This window comes from Patescibacteria group bacterium, assembly GCA_028716045.1.
GTDB lineage: Bacteria > Patescibacteriota > Patescibacteriia > JAQUQO01 > JAQUQO01 > JAQUQO01.
Genome location: JAQUQO010000001.1, coordinates 764,823 through 784,020 on the forward strand (window position 1 = coordinate 764,823; position 19,198 = coordinate 784,020).

Consider the following 19,198-nt stretch of genomic DNA (forward strand, 5'->3'; position numbering starts at 1 on the left):
TTTTTTATTTTCAAAATTAATCTCTTTTTACTTCTTTGTCTTCCACCGGAACCTTGCTCCGCCGCGCTTTCTTCACCGCGTATTTGATAATCTCTCCGGCAATGTCGCGGCCGGTGGCCTGTGTAATTCCTTCCAAGCCCGGATTGGCGTTCACCTCCAGAACCTTCGGCCCTGTCTTGGTGCGCAGAATATCCACGCCGGCAATATCCAAGCCCACGGCTTTAATGGCCGCGAATGCCACGTCCTTCTCTTTGCGACTCATGCTGGCCACGCGCACCCGTCCGCCCAAATGAAAATTGGAACGGAATTCACCGCGCTTAGTAGCAATCCTTTCCATCGCCGCGATAATTCTTTTGCCCACGATAAAAACCCGGATGTCTTTGCCCTTGGCTTCTTTGACATATTCCTGAATGATAAACGGCGTCGGCCCGGAGGCGCTAATCATCATTTCCACGACTGACCTTAGCCCCCGCTTACTTTCAATAATAGAAACGCCGCTACCGTGAGAACCGGAAATGGTTTTTAAAATAACCGGAAACGTACCAATGCCTTTAATGACATCGTCCATATATTCGGAAGAAACAATGACATAGGTTTTGGGCACCGGAATTTTAAGTTTGCTCAAGGCCTGCATAGTGCGCAATTTATTTTTAGCCCGCACCACGGCCAAGTGATTGTTAATCACCGGTATCCCCGCCATTTGAAATTGCTTGATAATGGCGCTGTACGACTCCAAATTATAATGTAAAAAATTGGCCCGCACGAGCAAAACTTCCATGTCCTCGGGTTTTTGGTTTTTAATTAAAATTTCCGGTCGGCGAGTGGTAAATTTCAGCTGGCAATCTTTGGCGTAAATTATTTCCAAAACATGGCCCTGCTCCCGCGCGGCTTTATCCAACAACTCCAAATCCATTTTAGTCACCGGGCTTAAATTGGTCGGGCTGGAATAAGTGAGAACGTGGATTTTCATATTTTATTTAAAATTATTCAATAAAACTTGCGCCAATAAATCAGCAATGTATTTTCTTTTATCTTTACGGTGCCTTAGATAACTGCCGATTTCAAACTGCAAAGCATAATCATTCCGCCCGCCGTGTTTATGAAATTGTATGGCTGATTGTTTACTCCAGCCGGAATAACTTTCGCCGACGGTTACTTTTAAATTATAACCCTGCTCAAGCTCGCGCGCCAAATCTTTTTTTATCTTTTTTAAAGTATTAATCTTTAAAGTTATCTCTCCGGTATTAAACCCGACGTTCTTATGCCTTTTAGAACCGAGTATTTTGTTGCTGGTATTGTGCCTTTTGGCCCCCACGCCGATATCCACCCCTACTCCGACATCCTGCGCTCCGTGAATATACACTGCTACCGCCCTGCTGTCTTGGCTGTGTTTTTCCGCTTCAGCGCAATAACCGGCGATGTCCCGAAAAAATTTTTTCATCTCCGGCCGCTTCTTTTTCCAAAGATATTTATTGTAAGAACGCCCCCAGCACAAATTATTAAAATCCTCCACTCGTTCCGGATATTGAGCCGCCTGTTTATTCTCTTTTTTAAAATATCTATTATTAACCACTAAAAACCCGCCAAGAAGACGCGCCAACCGGCTGGCTATCACTCCGGTTTTTTTATCATCGCCAGCGGCATGAGGAGCGATAAAAACAAAAAACGACGCGCCGGGCTTCTTAAATCCATAACTGGTGATAATTTTTTCTTGGCGAGAAAAGTTCATAGCCAATCTTTAACTTTTTCTCCCCATACTGCTGGCGCAACAAAAAGCCACGGCTAAAGCGTCGGCGGCATCGTCCGGCCGGGGGATGTCTTTTAATTTTAAAATGATTTTAACCATCTGCTGTACCTGATTTTTGTCAGCCCGGCCATAGCCCGTCAACGCCTGTTTGACTTCCAGCGGCGTATATTCGTAAATCGGCAAATTATTGTTAATGGCCGCGAGAATTATCGCACCACGCGCCTGTCCGACATTCAGCGCCGTTTTGGCATTTTTACAAAAAAATAATTCTTCAATGGCCAAACAATCCGGCCGGTGTTTTTTGATTAATTTATTCAACTCCTGATTGAGCTTTTTTAAACGTAAACAAAAATTTTCCCCTTTGTCTGTTCTGATACAGCCGTGGCTAAGGTGAGTTAAGTCCACTCCCTGTTTTTTTAACAAGCCAAAACCGGTAATGGCAAACCCCGGGTCAATGCCCAAAATAACCATACTTATTCTTTTAGGTTTGAATAATAATTATCAACGTCTTCGTCTTCATCCAGCGCTTCAAAAAATTGCTCCAGACGCTCCCGCTCTTCCGGCGGCGGGGAAATTTTTTCCTTGGCCACCCATTCTATTTCAGCATAATCAACAATCAATCCTTCTTTTTCCAGCGACTCTTTAATAAGTTGCAGTTTTTCCGGCGGGACTAATATCGCCAAAAATCCTTCCTCTTCCTTAATATCATCGGCCCCCAAATCAATGAGTTTCAATTCAAACTCTTCTCTGGGCATTTTAACAGTGTCCATTTTGATTCTTAAAACTCCCTTCCTTTCAAACATCCACAAGACGCTGTTCGGAGAACCGAGATTGCCGCCGTGTTTGGAAAAAAGATGCTTGATTGACGAGGCCGTGCGATTGCGATTATCCGTTAAAACCACGGCTACAATCGCCATCCCGGCCGGACCAAATCCTTCGTAGATAATTTCCTCAATTTGTTCTCCGGCGATTTCGCCCGTGCCGCGCTGAATCGCCCGTTCAATGTTATCCTTGGGCATATTGGCGGCTTTGGCCTTGTCCACGGCCAACCGCAATTTAAAATTAGCCGACGGGTCCCCGCCGCCTTCGCGGGCGGCTACTGTCAAGGCCTTGGCTAAACGGGAAAAAAGCGCGCCGCGTTTTTTGTCGGCCACGCCTTTTTTCTGTTGGATATTGTGCCACTTAGAATGCCCGGACATAGAATAAATTTATAATTCTGTATAAATAATAATAACAAAAAGGCAAGGAAAAATCAAGGGGAAAAATCAAGATAATTTAGGAACATTTTACCGACAAAACATTAAAAGAAAAAACCCGTTGCGATAATTCGCAACGGGTTTTAAAAAATTGAAAGGATCGGAGTTATCTTGCGTGAACACGAGGTAACGAAAGTCCAAAAAACGAAATTCAAGCGCCGGTCAATTTAACTCTTGACCGAGGGACGCTGGCAGAGGACGAGCCAACTGCAGTCCGGGTCAGCCTCGCCATCAAGGTAGCACAAGTCCAAGAAGCGCCTAGGGCCATCGTGGCAGAAGATCGGCACAACCCAGCCGCCATTGGAGTCCTGCGCGCGAAGCGGGAGGATAATTGAATAATCCAGCTGAGCATTTGGGTGCGCGGCGATGTACTTCATTGCCCGACGCGAGCCCTTGAGCAGACGAATTTCGCCCTTAGTTTCCATTTCGGATAGACGACGTAAACCTTCTTCTATGGTCATTGTGCCAGTAAAGTGGTGCTCGATTTCTTCATAATCATCCTCGTCTGGAGCGACGGGTTCCAATGGCCAGCGCGATTCAGTAAACTCCGGGTCGCGATAGCCATCCTGCTTGCAGGCGGCGAGAAGATTTTGAAATGATTCTTTGACAGCAGTGGCTACAGCCGCAACCGGTTGGGACACGGCTTTAGCATACTTCATAATTACTTCAACCAATTCCTTCAGCAAATTTTTGTCGGTCTGAATGCGAGCGACATCTTCATCAGTCCCGCCGGCTGAAAGCACCGCGTCGGTCAGGACCTTCCAAATTTCAAACGCCTTGCCGAACGCCTGTAAAAACTTACTGCCCTTTTTTCTCTTACCCATTTTTTGCACCTCTATTTTTTGGCTCGCCCCTAACCCGCGCACTACGCGCAAGTCCCAGGCCTGCCTTTGAAAGAACAATAAAATAGTATATTAAATCTCGGGAATTTTGTCAATAGTCATTTAAAAATTTTACTAAAACTTTAAAAGAAAAAACGCTCCGGTTAGGGAGCGTCTTTTCTATTCGCAATTATTTCTTCTTAAACCCCGTACCAGCCGGAATAACGCGGCCGATAATCACGTTTTCTTTCAGCCCTTCCAGGCGGTCCACTTTGCCGGTGATAGCGGCCTCAATAAGCACGCGGGCGGTTTCCTGAAAAGAAGCGGCTGACAAGAAGCTTTCCGTGGAGAGAGAAACTTTGGTAATGCCCAAAAATAATTCCTCGGCCTTGGCTTCTTTACCGCCATTCTTTTTGGCCGCCTCGTTAGCTTTCTCAAATTGATTTTTTTCTATTACTTCTCCGGGCAATAAATCGGTGTCGCCGGTATCCCTCACGATAACGCGGGAAAATAATTGCCTGATAATCACTTCAATGTGCTTATCATTCAATTTTTGGCCCTGTGAAGAATAAATATGCTGAATCTCTTTGACTAAATATTTTTTGACATCTTCTTTGCCGCGAAGAACAAAAAGTTGATGTAAATCCAAATCTCCTTCGGTAAGCTGGTCGCCCTTTTTTACTTTATCACCATTTTTGACAAACAAGCCATAGCCCGGGGGAATAATATACTCCCTTATTTTTTTGGCAGTGGTGACGACGGAGATTTTATTTTTATTTATTTTAACCATCCCCGGCCGCTTGGCGCGGATTTCTTCCGTATGGTCTTTGCGGATGAAAACGATATTCCCCTTATCAACAAACTGGCCTTCTTTGACAGCCACCTCGGCGCCGGCAGGAACTTTATAATCATCTTCTTCCATCTCTTCGTAAGAAATTTTCAAAGTTTTCTGGCCATGAATGCTTTTTACCACCATTTTCCCCGAAGTATCCTCAATCGTGCGGTCCGCTTCTTCAATTGTGACATCACCGTCAACTTCAGCCAGCAGGGCTTTCTTCTTCGGCGAACGCGCCTCAAATAATTCTTCAACGCGCGGCAACCCCTGGGTAATGTCTTGACCGGCCACACCACCGGTATGGAAAGTTCTCATAGTAAGCTGGGTGCCCGGCTCACCGATTGACTGGGCGGCGATGATTCCCACCGGAGTTCCTAATTCCACGAGTTTATTATGACCTAAATCATAACCATAACATTTAGCGCAAACCCCCTTGTGTATCTTACAGGTCAAGACCGAACGCACCCTTACTTTATCAATATCCAATTTAGCCAGCTCTCTCGCGTGCGCTTCGGTAATGGCTTCTCCTTTCGGCACTATCACTTTATTATTTTTAGGATTAACAACGTCGTCCAAAACAAACCTGCCGGCAATGCGGTCAACCAACGGCTCCCCGATTTCTTCGCTCTCTTCCTTGGTAATAACCACACCCTCTTTGTCGCCGCAATCCTCTTTATTAACAATCACATCCTGGGCAACATCAACCAAACGACGAGTGAGATAACCGGCGTTGGCCGTGCGCAGAGCGGTATCGGAAAGGCCTTTGCGAGCGCCGTGAGTGGAAATAAAATATTCCAAGACGCCGAATCCTTCTTTAAAATTAGCTTTAACCGGCAATTCAATAATTTCTCCCGAGGGGCTGCTCACTAAACCCTTCATGCCAATCATCTGCGTCAGCTGGCCCCACGAACCGCGGGAGCCGGATTCCACCATAGAAAATACCGGGCCTTGGGGATTAAGGGAAGAACGGCATTCTTTTACAATGCGGTCTTTTATTTCCGTCCAAACCTCAATAATTTTCACGTGCTTTTCAGCGGAAGTCAAAAGACCTTCGGCATATTGCGTTTCTATTTCGTCAACTTTTTGGTTGCCCTCTTTCACCAAATCCTGCTTTTTTGAAATCGTCGGCAAATCATCCATGCCCCAAGAGTAGCCGGCTAAAGTTGCATGATAAAAACCAAGCTCTTTAATCTTATCCAAAAATTCCACTGTTTTTTCCAGCCCATAATATTCCAGACACAACCTGACCAGCTTGGCTAATTTTTTAGTATCAATAATTTCCTCCACGCGACCCAACTTGGGCGGCAAGATATCGTTAAACAACAACCGGCCCACCGAGGATTCCACGGTTTCTCCGGGTTTCTTCGCGGAACCGCCGACTCTTACTTTTATTTTTTCTCTAAGCGGAAGTTTGCCTAATTGGTAAGCCATCACGGCCTCATCTTTTGACGAAAAATACTTTTGCGGTTTGGCCGATTCGTCCAAATAAGAAGTTATGTAATAAATCCCCCAGCTGATATCTTTGCCGGGATTGACCACCGGATTGCCGGTGGCGGGTTTTAAAAGATTTTTATCGGCGGAAATTATTTCTCTGGCTTCCACCTTGGCTTCTTCGGTCAGAGGAACATGGACGGCCATTTGGTCTCCGTCAAAGTCGGCATTAAAAGCCGGACAAACCAAAGGATGCACCTGGATGGCCTTGCCTTCAATCAGCACCGGCTGAAAGGCCTGAATACCCAAACGATGCAGAGTCGGCGCGCGGTTAAGTAAAACTCGCGCGTCCTTTACTATATCGCCTAAAATGTCCCAGACATCTTCGTGGCCGGCTTCAATGTAACGCGAAGCGGAACGGATATTGTGCACCACGCCGTTTTTAATAAGCTGGCTGATAATAAAAGGTTTAAATAATTCCAAAGCCATTTTCTTGGGTAAACCACATTGATGCAGTTTGAGATTTGGACCGACGATAATCACGCTGCGTCCGGAATAGTCCGTGCGCTTGCCCAGTAAATTCTGGCGGAAACGTCCCTGCTTGCCGCGCAAAATATCGGCGATGGATTTTAGTTGTCGCTTCTGACCAGTGGAAGCCACCACGGTTTTGCTTTGGCGGGCGCTGTTATCAAGTAAAGCGTCTACCGCTTCCTGCAGCATTCTTTTTTCGTTGCGAACAATCACTTCCGGAGCGTTTAAATCCAACAATCTTTTTAAACGATTGTTGCGGTTAATCACGCGGCGATACAAATCATTCAAATCGGAGGTAGCAAATCTACCGCCATCCAATGGCACCATGGGCCTTAAATCCGGCGGAATAACGGGGATAGTGGTGAGCACCATCCATTCGGGACGAATTTTATTAATCTGTAAACTTTTGAGCAAGCGCGAACGTTTAATCAGCCGGTCTTTTTTAGCGCCGGAGGCGGATAAAATTTCTTTTTCTAAAATATTAATAGTTTTCCCTAAATCAACCTTACTTAATAAATAACGCATTGCTTCGCCGCCGATACTCGCTTCAAAAACATGACCATATTTTAAAGACAAATTTTGATAATCATTTTCGGAAATAATTTTTAACGGAACCAATTCTTTCAGTTCCCGCTCCGCCGTTTCAAACTCCTCTTTTAACTCTGCCTGGTTTTTTTCTTTTATTTCAATTACGTTGGCGAGTTCTTTGGTTATCTTTTTTTCCGACTCTTTATTTTTTTTGTCGGCTTGTAATTTATTGCGCAACTCATTGGCTTGCCTTTCAAAATCGTTTTCTAATATCTTCCCCTTGCTTTTAAATTCCTGCTTCAACTGTTCCATGGTTTGCGCTTTAATTTCCTCATTGACCTCCGTAATAATAAAGCTGGCGAAATAAACCACTTTTTCCAGCGACTGAACCGATAAATCTAAAACTAAACCAATGCGCGAGGGCACGCCGCGCAAAAACCAAATGTGCGAAACCGGGGAGGCCAAATCAATGTGGCCCATGCGTTCGCGGCGCACTAAAGAATGCGTGACTTCCACGCCGCACTTATCACAAATAATTCCTTTATATCTTATTTTTTTGTATTTGCCGCAATAGCACTGCCAATCCTTGCTTGGCCCGAAAATTTCCTCGGCGAATAAACCGCCTTTCTCCGGTTTTTGCGTGCGGTAATTAATGGTTTCTGGACGGCTTATTTCGCCGTAAGACCAATTATGGATCTCCTCCGGGGAAGCCAGTTTTAATCTTATGGAATTAAAGTCAAGAGATTTTAATGTATCTACTATCATAGTATTTAATAGATTATTTTTTATCGTAAGGATTTCTTTCTTCTCCCTTGTCTATCCCTTTGATTTTCTGGCCATCCCTTAAAAGCTCAACATCTAAACACAGACCCTTGAGCTCGCGGACCAAAACATTAAAAGATTCCGGAATGTTGATTTTTCTAATCGGCTCGCCTTTAATAATGGACTCGTAGGCCTTGGAACGTCCCGGCACATCATCTGATTTTATGGTTAAAATTTCCTGCAAAGTATGGGAAGCGCCATAGGCCTCCAGCGCCCAAACTTCCATTTCACCAAAACGCTGGCCGCCGAATTGCGCCTTGCCGCCCAGCGGCTGCTGGGTAATAAGCGAGTAAGGGCCGATGGAACGCTGGTGAATTTTATCTTCAACCATATGGTTCAGCTTGAGCATGTAAATATAACCAACGGTCACCGGATTTTCAAAAGGATAACCCGTCCGCCCGTCATATAAAGTAACCTGGCCGCTTTCCGGAAATTCCGCTTTGCGCAGCTCTTCCTTTATTTTTTCTTCGGAGATGCCGTCAAAAACCGGCGTCACTACCTTATAACCAAGTTTATGGGCGGCCATGCCTAAATGCGTTTCTAAAATTTGTCCGATATTCATACGAGAAACCACGCCCAAAGGACTTAAAATAATATCTACGGGTGTGCCGTCCTCAAGGTGAGGCATATCTTCCACCGGTACAATTTTGGAAATCACGCCCTTATTGCCATGACGGCCGGCCATCTTATCTCCTCTTTGCAATTTGCGCATATCCGCCACCGCCACCTGAATGGATTTAATAACTCCCGGCGGAAGCTTGTCCCCGTTTTCTTGAGAAAACATTTTGATATCCACCACTTTACCGTGCTCACCATGCTCCAAATACAAAGAACTGTCGCGGACATCGCGGGCTTTCTCCCCGAAAATAGCGCGCAATAATTTTTCTTCGGCTGATAACTCGGTTTCTCCTTTGGGCGTAATTTTACCGACTAAAATATCTCCGGAAGTAACTTCGGCGCCGATGCGCACAATGCCATTAGCATCCAGATTTTTAAATTTCTCTTCGCTGATATTGGGAATATCCGAGGTCACCACCTCGGGTCCGAGTTTGGTATCGCGAACGTCAATCTGATAATTTTCAATATGGATTGAGGAAAAGCGGTCTTTCTGGACTAATCTCTCGGAAATAATTATGGCGTCTTCATAGTTGTATCCTTCCCAGGACATAAAGGCCACGAGTATATTCTGCCCGAGCGCCAGTTCTCCCTTGTCTATCGCCGGTCCGTCAGATAATAAATCCCCCTTAGATACTTTTTGTCCCTTGACGACCGTCGGATGCTGGTTAATGCAAGTGGAAGCGTTGGAACGGATAAACTTATTTAAGTAATAATTTTTTATTTCGCCTTTTTTGGTCTGCAGTTGTATCTGACCCGCGCTGGCCGCCGTAATTTCTCCGCTGTCTTCCGCCACAATGGCGTGTCCGGAATCCTTGGCGGCTCGGCCTTCCACGCCGGTACCCACCAACGGAGCCTCGGGTTTAATGCAAGGCACCGCCTGACGTTGCATATTCGTTCCCATCAGAGCTCTGACCGCGTCATCGTGTTCCAAAAAAGGAATAAGAGCAGTGGCAATGCTGACGATTTGTTTTGGAGAAACATCCATCAAATCAATTTCCGAAACATGTTCTACCGTCGGCTCGCCGAATTTTCTGACTTCAGCCCTGTCTTTAATAAAATATCCCTTTTCGTCTATGGTCGTGGTGGCGGCAGTGGAAATAAATCTTTCCCCGCTGAAAGCGTCCAAATAAATAATTTCTTTGGTCACTCGCGGCTTAAGCGGTATGGTTGGCAACCCTGTTTCGCTGATTTCTTTGGCTAACTTTTCAGTGATGAGTTCACCGGCTTTGGCTAAAACTTCCCCGCTTTTCGGATTTTTAATATCTTCCCTTAAAATTTCTCCACTAATTAATTCCGGCTTATTGGCCGGGTCATGGATAATCTTACAAAAGGGAGTTTCAATAAAACCAAATTCGTTGACTCGCGCATAAGAAGCCAAGTGCCCGACCAAACCGATATTCGGTCCTTCGGGAGTGGCAATCGGGCAAATTCTGCCGTAGTGAGTGCGGTGCACGTCGCGCACGTCAAAACCGGCCCTTTCGCGGGAAAGTCCCCCCGGACCCATGGCGGAAAGGCGGCGCTTGTGTTCCAGCTCGGACAAAGGGTTGGTCTGATCCATAAACTGGGAAAGCTGGGAAGACATAAAAAATTCTTTGACCGCGCTGATGAGCGGACGGGCGTTAATTAAACGCGCCGGCGTGAGCGAAGTGACATCCAGCGTGCTCATTCTGTCTTTGATAATTCTTTCCATGCGCGCCAAACCAATGCGAAAACGATTCTGCACCAACTCGCCGACCGCGCGGATGCGGCGATTCCCCAAATGGTCAATATCGTCCGAATCGGATTGCGTGACATTCAATCTGATAACTTCTTTGATAATACTGATGAGGTCTTCTTTTCTTAAAATTCTCGTTTCTTTATTAATCGGCAGCTTCTCGTTAAAACGGATATTTAATTTATAACGTCCGACTCGGCCAAAATCATAACGGTCAAAACGGAAAAACATGGAGTAGATAAGCTGTTTGGCGTTGTCAGCCGTGGCCAAATCCCCCGGCCTGATTCTTTTATAAACTTCAATAAGCCCGTCGGCTTCGTTTTTGGCCGCGTCCTTATCCAGCGTGGCCTTGATATAACTATGCTCCGGGTCAGTATCCACATCAGTAAAAAGATTAATTATTTCTTCGTTGCTGGACCAGCCGAAAGCGCGCAAAAGAGAAGTTATGGCCACTTTTCTTTTGCGGTCTATCTTCACCCACAACACGCCGTTTTGGTCTGTCTCTATTTCCAGCCAAGCCCCGCGGTTCGGAATAATTTTTGCTCCGTAATAACGACGGCCCTTGGCAAATTCCGAAGAAAAGAAAACGCCGGCCGAACGGATAATCTGGGAAACGACCGACCGCTCAATGCCGTTAATAATAAAAGTCCCGCGGCTGGTCATCAGAGGAAAATCACCCAAATATATTTCCTGATTAACTTTTTTGCCGGTGCGATTATTGACGAGTTGCACCTTGACTCTCAACGGCGCTTCATAGGTGACATTTTTTTCGCGGCTGGTCACTTCGTCAAATTTTGGTTCGTCTAAATAATAATCCACGAAATTCAGTTCCAAATCTCTTTTGGTAAAATCGGTGATAGGAGAAACTTCTTCAAAAAGTTCCTTGACTCCTTCTTTAAAAAACCAGCGATAAGAATCTTTTTGAATACAAACGAGGTCAGGGAGGGGCATCGCGTCTTTAATATAACTAAAGGCCACTCTGCCGTTTTCAGTTAAAACGTATTTGCCGTCGTTCATATATATTTTAAAAATTATTTTATTAATTATTAAAATTTTGGATAACAAAAAATCTCCCCACAAAGGAGTTTCGGGGGCGAGTTTAAACTAAAAGATGGATTGTTTTTCAGCTAAGATAAGCATGAAATTTTTGCCAAGCCGTTCACAATTTTTAATGGGAAAGTCCCTTTTTGCTTTGAACGGATTCCTTCTGACGAAGGAAAAATGGCTAATATAAAAGAAAAAACGCTCGATAGAAATAATTGACTTTTACGTATCTTTTATACTAACAAAGTTTAAATAAACTGTCAAGCAATTCTAAGTTGTCAAGTATTTGATTCTTTTATCTAAAATTAGCCAAAATTGACGAAATCTCTGATTTCTATCCACAAGCGCATATTAACCCACTAATAACACTTTATCCACAAAATTATTTTTTTATCTAATATTAGCCAAAAAATATGGGATGCGTCTTGACAAAATCGTTAAAATATGCTATTATAATTTGTTATGGATAAAAATCCGGACGATGTAACGCTTGACCCTGTCTTTAAAAAACTTGAGCCGGGCAAGATAAGGGGATTTAAAAAGCTTGAATTATATCAAAAAACCCTTATTTTTCAACAAAATTCAGGCAAGGGTCTTGACAAAATCATCCGAATGTGGTATAATAAAAGGTTAAAAATAAATGAACTTTAAAACCTATTGGGGAGAGAGTTATCCCGATTTCTCGGGATAAGCCCAATTGTTTTTATCGGCTTTATTATAAATTTATACCAGCAGATACCGTTAACCAGTATCTGCTGATATATGATATATATGGAAGCTTAAAGGCGGTTGGAAAACTCTCTCATTAACCAAAAACGGGACAGTTTTTCAACCGCCTTTTTGGTTGCCAGAAACAGGAGGGGTAGAAACTTATTTGACGCCCGGCCTAAGGAGGGCCGGCGGCAAATAAGCGGCGCTAACTTGGATAATTCCGGTTCTACTGGAAATATCCCAGCCAACCGCCATGCTAAGCGGTGCGCATGCGCACAAAAACTTGGCCTCTATCCTCCGCTTTCTGACAATCAAAATTGCTTCTGACATGGAGAGTTGGAGGGCACAAAATAATTTAAATAAAAATTAAACAACGCTCGGCCCTATCAATTCTCCATATCAGAGGCAATTAAGGCAATCGTTCGCGATTGCCCGTCCGTCCGAATCTATGAGGTTTATCTCCTTGTGAGGTAAATTTCATAGATTTAGACGGACCTTGATTAACATTTGATTAACAATAGAGGAGGAAAAGGGAAATGATGACGAAAACCCATAATGAGAAAAATTTCGGCGGCGTAAATCATTACAAGAGCTTCTTTGATTACAATTCGCTGATGAATTTTTTCTTCTTCGTCGTATTGGCCGGCGGTTTAATCACTATGCTCGCCATCGGAAACTAAAAAAAAATCAAAAAATGGGGGAGCCAAAAACTCCCCTCCATAACCTTCGTTAAAAAGTTTTTAGCGAGAGTTATGGAGGGGCGCGACAGTCGCAAGACAATCCGTAAGGATATTTGTCGCCTTGCCTTTCGCGGCTTGTGTGAGCTTAACCCTCACCCCCTCCAGACAAAAATAACGGCCTTTTTAAAAGCCGACTAAATAAATTTCCTCCTAGATACGGGGGCGAACAGAAACATCTGTTTGCCCCCCGTTTCTTACCAAAAGAAAATAGTTGATAAAATTTTTATCAAACTTTTTTTCTTGATAAGAGAGTTGTTCTTTAAAAACCTTTTTGCCAATCGGTAAAAAGTTTAAAATAAATTTTTAACCTTTTAATTTAAGGAGGAACTAGCAATGGCAAGATGTGAAAGATGCTTCGAACCAGTTGAATTCCCAAAGGAAAAAATCATTCAAAGGGATTCTAAGACTGGCAAATTTACTAAGGAGTGGAGGTGGAGGTGGTGGGCAAAGCCCAAAAAACCCGGAAGTCACCATCCGACGAAAATTTTTTGCTTTACTTGCATGCGGGAAGAAGACAAAAAAATCCGCAAGCCGTGGGAGAAAGGAAGACTTTTCTTCCCCTTGGCAGAATCATTAGAAAGAGATGCCGAGGTGGATAAACCCCTGAAGGAAAAACAGGCGGAAGTAGGCGGAGAACATCCGGAAATCGTCTGCTCCCATCCAGGGTGCAACCACCACCATGGTCAAATAGTGGAAGCAAAGTTTGGCCCTAAGGTAGTGAGAATCGATGATGTTCTCGCCGCGGACCGCGAAGAAACTTTTCACGAAGTGATTGAGCGGATTAAAAAAACCGGAAAAATTCCTTACATCTGCTCTTTCCATAAAAAAGAGAGGATTGAGGGAAAAAAGCGGGGAGAATTCATCAAGTTCTTCATCGCCGAAGAAGTGGAAAACATTCTTCGCAAAATCGGCTTCATCTACCCCAGCGCAAACGCTCCGAGGGAAGAGAATGAGGCAAAAGAAATTTTCAATAATCCTTTTGCCGAAAAACTTCCGTCGTTGATTGCGGTCCACAAAGAAAAACTCCAAAAACAAAAAGAACACCGGCACCAACAACCGGTAGTAAATAACTAAAATGCCGAAAGGAAAAAGGTAAGAATGAAATTAAACAACTTGTAGGGGAATTACGAATCCTCATTTGCATCCCTACAAAGTAAAAAAAGAATGGGGTAAGGCAGACAACAATCTGCCTTTCTTTACCAGCCCGTTAACGAGTTAGCGGTCTGATAAAGAAACTCTTTCCAAGATTCATAATTTACAATATAATAAATGAGGTGCAGCCGGCAGAGGGCTGCGAACACACGAACTTCAATCGGGTTGGAGAAAAAAAGTCTCCCTAAAAGCGGGGACTCTCCGATCCTTCGGGTGAGGAGTTTCCCGTGATACGGGGAAAATCTCTCTCCTCGACTTTTTGGCTTTAATTCGTAAATTAAAGTTCTAGTGCCGTTCGCAGCCCTCTGCCGGTTTTTTGTTTACCCGATTGGCTAATCGGACTGAATATGTTATAATTTCTAAATAACCGAGTTTAAAATTTTATCTTATTTTTACAAATATGCGGCGGAAAAATAAAAAAACAAACGGTAATGAACCGTTAATCAAAAGGTGGGATTGGGAACTGGACCCGGAAGCCAAAAGGCAAATTCTGGTAATTATTTTCTTTGCCGCGGCGGGCTTAAGCATTTTAAGTTTATTTGACATTGCCGGGTCGGCGGGAAAATTTATCACGCATATTTTAGGCATGGCTTTCGGCTGGGCGGATTTTTTCTTCTCGATAATTTTAATAATTCTCGGTTATGTTTTGCTTTTCCCCAGCCGTTACGATTTGCGCCGGGTTAATTACCTGGGGCTTTTTTTATTTATTTTAAGCGTCACGGGGTTAATGCATCTTTCTGTCCCCTTGGAACAGGCGACGGACATAATTCCCGCGGGCAAAGGCGGCGGATATATCGGATTATTTTCCAGCTACCCGCTGCAAAAAATTATGGGATTTTGGGCTACGCTCATTGTTCTCGCGGCGTTGCTGGTTATTTCTTTTCTCACGATGTTTAATACCACCCTTTCCCGCATTTTGTCTCCCGGCGCGCTAATCGGGTCAAAATTAAAATCAATTCCGGACCGATTTAGAAGTGACGAAGAAGCCGAAGAGGAAATAGAGGAAGAAAGGGACGAAGAGATTGACGAAAAGACGGAAAGAGAAAAATTTTCTAAAAAACCGCTCTGGCCGAATGCCTCCCGGCCCCTGCTGGAACCGCAACCCCCGGCCAAAATCAGAAAAAAAATTGACCTGCCCATAGACCTGCTTGATAACAAACCCAGCAAACCGACTTCCGGCGATATTGAAGTTGGCAAAATTCTTATCCAAAAAACTTTGGAAAATTTCGGCATACCGGTGGAAATGGGCGGCGTCAGCGTCGGGCCGACGATAACCCAATATACTCTCAAGCCGTCGGAGGGAATCAAACTTTCGCGCATCACCACTCTACATAATGATTTGGCCTTGGCTTTGGCCGCGCATCCCATTCGCATTGAGGCGCCGATACCGGGTAAATCGCTGGTGGGCATTGAAGTGCCAAACCAAAAAGTCGCTATCGTTAATTTGCGGGAAAATTTGGAATCGGCCGAATTTAAAAAACGCGCCTCTAATTTAACAATCATTCTCGGCAAGGATGTGGCGGGGAAGACATGGATAGCGGATATCGGCAGAATGCCGCACCTGCTGGTCGCCGGCGCGACCGGTTCCGGCAAAAGTGTCTGCCTCAACACCATCATTATCAGTTTACTCTATCAAAACGGACCGGAAGATTTAAAATTTATTTTAGTGGACCCCAAGAGAGTGGAACTGCCGGTTTATAACGGCATTCCCCATCTGCTGACGCCGGTAATTACCGACGTCACTAAAACGGTCAACGCTTTGAGATGGGCGATTCTGGAAATGGACCGCCGGCTGGAACTGCTTTCTAAAACTCAAAAAAGAAATATTGATTTTTATAATACCGCTCATCCGTCAGAAAAACTTCCTTACATTTTAATAGTCATTGATGAGCTGGCTGACCTGATGGTGTCCGCCGGCCACGAAGTTGAGGGCGCCATTGTCCGGCTGGCGCAAATGGCCAGAGCAGTCGGCATTCATTTAATACTCGCCACCCAGCGGCCGTCGGTGGACATTATTACCGGACTGATCAAAGCTAACATCCCCGCGCGCATCGCTTTCAGCGTCGCCTCGCTGGTTGATTCCCGGACGATTTTGGACACTTCCGGCGCGGAAAAACTTTTAGGCAGAGGGGACATGCTTTACACTTCAGCTGAACTCACTTTATCCAAAAGAATCCAGGGGGCTTTTGTTTCCGATGAAGAAATAAAAAGAGTCATTGATTTCTTAAAGCGGGACAGCGACGGTCCGGATTATAATTCTGAAATTATTGCCAAACCAAAAATCACCACCACCGCTTTTGATTTTTCTCCGGATGGGGACGACGGCGACGAACTCTTAGGCGAAGCCAAAGAAGTCATTTCACAGGCGGGCAAGGCCTCGGCCTCTTTGCTCCAGCGCCGGCTGAAAGTCGGCTATGCGCGGGCGGCGAGAATTTTGGACTTGCTGGAAGAACAAGGATTTATCGGGCCGGCTGACGGAGCTAAACCACGGGAAATCTTGATAAACGAAAGCTCTGATGCTAATATGGGTGAAACCGAAGAAGAGGATAGCGGCGAGGGTGAATATCCTGAGGAAAATGGGGATGGCGAAGAAATTGAAGACGAAGAAGAAACCGAAGAAAAAGAATAACTTCTATGCTTTTCAGACAACGGCCAATCCACGACCAAAAACAGCTGGGAGAAAAACTGCTGGAACAACGGAAACGGCTTAACCTTCAACTGGAAAAAATTTCCGCAAAAATAAACATCCCCTTAAAATATCTGCTGGCGCTGGAAAACGGCGACTATAAAAATCTGCCGGCCAATGTTTACAGTAAAAATTTTTTAAAAAGATATCTGGAAGAATTAAAACTTCCGGCCGAACCTCTCACCAGACAATTTTTAGAAGAAAGGAGCAACTACGAGGCCCTGCATGAAAGGAATAAAAAAGAGCCGTTCGTGGCCAAAGTTTCGGAAAAAAATTTAATAAACACTCCCCGAATTATCCGGATTACTTTCGTTCTGATTATTGTCGGACTGCTCATCGGTTATCTGGGGCTGGAAATCAAAGACATTATTTCCCCGCCCCGACTTGCCATATTTGAACCGCCGGAAAATCTCACTCTTAACACTACCCTGATTACCGTCAGGGGGCAGACGGAACCGGAGGCCAAAATCACCATCAATGAGCAGGAAGTTTTAGCCGACCCGACCGGCAATTTTTTCAAAGAACTGCAACTCCAAACCGGAATAAATACCATAAAAATAACTGCCAAGAAAAAACATAGCCGAGAAAATTTTATCTATAGAAATATCTTCGTAGAAGAAATTCCTAAATAATCAACTAATAAATATGACCAAAAATAAACAAGATGGAGCGGAGGGAGAATTACGAAATAAAGCCACTGAAGAGGCCATCGCGCAAATTAAGGAAAGGTTCGGCGAGGGCGCGATTATGCGCCTCGGCGAGGCAAAAAAAATTGAAGTGGAGGCCGTGCCGACCGGCTGTCTTTCTTTGGACTTGGCTTTGGGCATCGGCGGCGTGCCGCGGGGACGTATTACTGAAATTTTCGGACCCGAGTCCTCGGGAAAAACCACTTTGGCCCAACACATCATTGCCGAAGTACAAAAGATGGGCGGGACCGCGGCGTTTATTGACGCCGAGCACGCGCTGGACCCAGATTATGCCAAAAAAATCGGCGTCAACGTAGAAAATCTTCTGATTTCCCAACCGGACACCGGTGAACAGGCCCTGGAAATTTTAGAAACTCTGGTGCGCTCCAACGGCGTGGATGTGGTGGTGATTGATTCCGTGGCCGCCCTGACGCCCAAGGCGGAAATTGAGGGAGAAATGGGAGCACAGCATATGGGACTGCAGGCGCGCCTGATGAGCCAGGCCCTGCGCAAACTCGCCGGCATTATCAGCAAGAGCAAAACCGTGGTGGTTTTTATTAATCAGACCCGCCAAAAAATTGGCATTGTCTTCGGCAATCCGGAAACCACTACCGGCGGCATGGCTTTGAAATTTTACTCTTCAGTCAGAATAGAAATCCGCCGCGCCGCGCAAATCAAGCTGGGAGAAAAAATAATAGGCAATCGCGTAAAAATTAAAGTCGTAAAAAATAAAGTGGCGCCGCCGTTCCGCACCTGCGAATTTGACATTATGTACAACGAGGGCATTTCTCTCTCTGGCGACCTGATTGACGTCGGCCTGCTCTATGGCATTATTTCCAAGAGCGGCAATTCTTACAACTTTGGAGAAATAAAATTGGGCGTGGGACGGGAAACCGCAAAAATGATGATTAAGGAAGACAAAAAGCTGGCCAAAGAAATTTCTGCGGCCGTCAGGAAAGCGGCGGAAGCCAAAGAAAACGCGGAATAATTGTTATCGCAAGCTAAATAAAATTATTATTTAAATACCTAAAATATATGTTCAAAAAAGTAATCAAGCATCTTTTAATCGATCTAATTCTAGCACTTTTATTTGGAATAGGTAGTGTACATTTTTATTTTAATCCAAAAATAACACAACTAAACGAAGATCTAACATTGTGTCAGAAGAACCAAATAAAGGCGGGCGTGGTTGGAATTTCTAATGGAGGAGGAACAGGACTTAATTGCGAAGGTGGTAGCGGTGGATCTGGTTGTGTAGGGACTACGGAGTCAAAATAACTCTATTCTTAATGCTCGTCTGCCTAAATCCCACATTGGTTCAATCTTAAAGATTGAACCAACTATTAGCGGTTCACGAGCTAAATAAAAACTGTTTTCTTTTAATAAAAAACTTGTGTTTGATAAAAATCAGCTTTGTAAATTTCTTGTAAAAGCAAAAAAATCTACCTACGCGGCTGGTGACAAAGCTAAAAAAATTATTGAAAATGATAAATCGACGACTCTGATTTTTGAAGATGGCGATTTAAAATATCACGATAATTACTTCGGCGGTGAGCCGTTTGGCGGTAGAGAGGTTGTATTTCTGAAGAATGAACCGATTTATATCATGGTTTACTATGGCTTGGTTGATAGGCCTGCTCCGGATTTTGAAGTAGTTTATCGATTTTTACAGAAAGCCCTGTCATTGATTCCCGAAGACCACCCTTTCCGCGGTCCGAAAGAATACGTTGAGGGTGATTTAGTCTATGCCAATAAGTACGATGGCGAAATTGACAATTTTTTTGGCGAAGAGACAATCGTGATGAGTGGAAAAAAAATTTATAAAGCTAAGTATCTTGGAGGTTTTGTTAATCAAAGAAAATAACAAAGGAGGATG

Annotated in this window: 15 protein-coding genes; 7 read left to right on the forward strand and 8 right to left on the reverse strand. The window is 44.4% G+C overall.

The window, feature by feature from the left end:
* Positions 1–16 precede the first annotated feature (16 nt).
* The 8 genes from PHG22_03870 to PHG22_03905 form a co-directional block, all read right to left on the reverse strand.
* Positions 17–970, reverse strand: coding sequence for a RimK family alpha-L-glutamate ligase (locus tag PHG22_03870; protein ID MDD5490895.1), 954 nt, complete (start codon positions 968–970; stop codon positions 17–19).
* Between the two features lie 3 nt (positions 971–973).
* Positions 974–1,729: a hypothetical protein gene (locus tag PHG22_03875; protein ID MDD5490896.1), complete on the reverse strand. Its 756-nt coding sequence runs from the start codon at positions 1,727–1,729 to the stop codon at positions 974–976.
* Positions 1,730–1,738: 9 nt separating this feature from the next.
* Positions 1,739–2,218 (reverse strand): crossover junction endodeoxyribonuclease RuvC, encoded by a 480-nt coding sequence (gene ruvC, locus PHG22_03880; GenBank protein ID MDD5490897.1) that lies wholly within the window; start codon positions 2,216–2,218, stop codon positions 1,739–1,741.
* Positions 2,219–2,220: 2 nt separating this feature from the next.
* Positions 2,221–2,946 (reverse strand): YebC/PmpR family DNA-binding transcriptional regulator, encoded by a 726-nt coding sequence (locus PHG22_03885; protein MDD5490898.1) that lies wholly within the window; start codon positions 2,944–2,946, stop codon positions 2,221–2,223.
* A gap of 224 nt (positions 2,947–3,170) precedes the next feature.
* Positions 3,171–3,827 carry a hypothetical protein gene (locus PHG22_03890; GenBank protein MDD5490899.1) on the reverse strand — a complete coding sequence of 219 codons (657 nt, stop codon included), beginning with the start codon at positions 3,825–3,827 and terminating at the stop codon, positions 3,171–3,173.
* A gap of 187 nt (positions 3,828–4,014) precedes the next feature.
* On the reverse strand, positions 4,015–7,914 hold the full coding sequence (gene rpoC, locus PHG22_03895) for a DNA-directed RNA polymerase subunit beta' (GenBank protein ID MDD5490900.1): 3,900 nt from the start codon (positions 7,912–7,914) through the stop codon (positions 4,015–4,017).
* A gap of 13 nt (positions 7,915–7,927) precedes the next feature.
* Complete coding sequence (locus tag PHG22_03900; protein ID MDD5490901.1) at positions 7,928–11,320, reverse strand: DNA-directed RNA polymerase subunit beta; 3,393 nt, start codon at positions 11,318–11,320, stop codon at positions 7,928–7,930.
* Between the two features lie 897 nt (positions 11,321–12,217).
* On the reverse strand, positions 12,218–12,388 hold the full coding sequence (locus tag PHG22_03905; GenBank protein MDD5490902.1) for a hypothetical protein: 171 nt from the start codon (positions 12,386–12,388) through the stop codon (positions 12,218–12,220).
* Between the two features lie 206 nt (positions 12,389–12,594).
* Between PHG22_03905 and PHG22_03910 the strand changes: the two genes are divergently transcribed.
* From PHG22_03910 to PHG22_03940, 7 genes are all read left to right on the forward strand, one after another.
* Positions 12,595–12,738: a hypothetical protein gene (locus tag PHG22_03910; GenBank protein MDD5490903.1), complete on the forward strand. Its 144-nt coding sequence runs from the start codon at positions 12,595–12,597 to the stop codon at positions 12,736–12,738.
* Between the two features lie 393 nt (positions 12,739–13,131).
* The gene (locus PHG22_03915; protein ID MDD5490904.1) at positions 13,132–13,872 is read left to right on the forward strand and encodes a hypothetical protein; all 741 of its coding nucleotides are present in this window, start codon (positions 13,132–13,134) and stop codon (positions 13,870–13,872) included.
* Positions 13,873–14,350: 478 nt separating this feature from the next.
* Positions 14,351–16,579 carry a DNA translocase FtsK 4TM domain-containing protein gene (locus PHG22_03920; protein MDD5490905.1) on the forward strand — a complete coding sequence of 743 codons (2,229 nt, stop codon included), beginning with the start codon at positions 14,351–14,353 and terminating at the stop codon, positions 16,577–16,579.
* Positions 16,580–16,584: 5 nt separating this feature from the next.
* Positions 16,585–17,268: a helix-turn-helix domain-containing protein gene (locus tag PHG22_03925; protein MDD5490906.1), complete on the forward strand. Its 684-nt coding sequence runs from the start codon at positions 16,585–16,587 to the stop codon at positions 17,266–17,268.
* 13 nt (positions 17,269–17,281) lie between these two features.
* Entirely contained in the window at positions 17,282–18,310 is a 1,029-nt protein-coding gene (gene recA, locus PHG22_03930) for a recombinase RecA (protein MDD5490907.1), read from the forward strand.
* A 47-nt stretch (positions 18,311–18,357) separates the two neighbouring features.
* The gene (locus PHG22_03935) at positions 18,358–18,600 is read left to right on the forward strand and encodes a hypothetical protein (protein ID MDD5490908.1); all 243 of its coding nucleotides are present in this window, start codon (positions 18,358–18,360) and stop codon (positions 18,598–18,600) included.
* A 115-nt stretch (positions 18,601–18,715) separates the two neighbouring features.
* Positions 18,716–19,186 (forward strand): DUF5680 domain-containing protein, encoded by a 471-nt coding sequence (locus tag PHG22_03940; GenBank protein ID MDD5490909.1) that lies wholly within the window; start codon positions 18,716–18,718, stop codon positions 19,184–19,186.
* The last annotated feature ends 12 nt before the right edge of the window (positions 19,187–19,198 follow it).

Coding starts and splice junctions, on each gene's coding strand:
- PHG22_03900 (MDD5490901.1), bottom strand. CDS start 11,320: ATGAACGACGGCAAATACGTTTTAACTGAAAACGGCAGAGTGGCCTTT.
- PHG22_03885 (MDD5490898.1), bottom strand. CDS start 2,946: ATGTCCGGGCATTCTAAGTGGCACAATATCCAACAGAAAAAAGGCGTG.
- PHG22_03925 (MDD5490906.1), top strand. CDS start 16,585: ATGCTTTTCAGACAACGGCCAATCCACGACCAAAAACAGCTGGGAGAA.
- rpoC (MDD5490900.1), bottom strand. CDS start 7,914: ATGATAGTAGATACATTAAAATCTCTTGACTTTAATTCCATAAGATTA.
- recA (MDD5490907.1), top strand. CDS start 17,282: ATGACCAAAAATAAACAAGATGGAGCGGAGGGAGAATTACGAAATAAA.
- PHG22_03935 (MDD5490908.1), top strand. CDS start 18,358: ATGTTCAAAAAAGTAATCAAGCATCTTTTAATCGATCTAATTCTAGCA.
- PHG22_03910 (MDD5490903.1), top strand. CDS start 12,595: ATGATGACGAAAACCCATAATGAGAAAAATTTCGGCGGCGTAAATCAT.
- PHG22_03915 (MDD5490904.1), top strand. CDS start 13,132: ATGGCAAGATGTGAAAGATGCTTCGAACCAGTTGAATTCCCAAAGGAA.
- ruvC (MDD5490897.1), bottom strand. CDS start 2,218: ATGGTTATTTTGGGCATTGACCCGGGGTTTGCCATTACCGGTTTTGGC.
- PHG22_03870 (MDD5490895.1), bottom strand. CDS start 970: ATGAAAATCCACGTTCTCACTTATTCCAGCCCGACCAATTTAAGCCCG.
- PHG22_03920 (MDD5490905.1), top strand. CDS start 14,351: ATGCGGCGGAAAAATAAAAAAACAAACGGTAATGAACCGTTAATCAAA.
- PHG22_03905 (MDD5490902.1), bottom strand. CDS start 12,388: ATGTCAGAAGCAATTTTGATTGTCAGAAAGCGGAGGATAGAGGCCAAG.
- PHG22_03875 (MDD5490896.1), bottom strand. CDS start 1,729: ATGAACTTTTCTCGCCAAGAAAAAATTATCACCAGTTATGGATTTAAG.
- PHG22_03890 (MDD5490899.1), bottom strand. CDS start 3,827: ATGGGTAAGAGAAAAAAGGGCAGTAAGTTTTTACAGGCGTTCGGCAAG.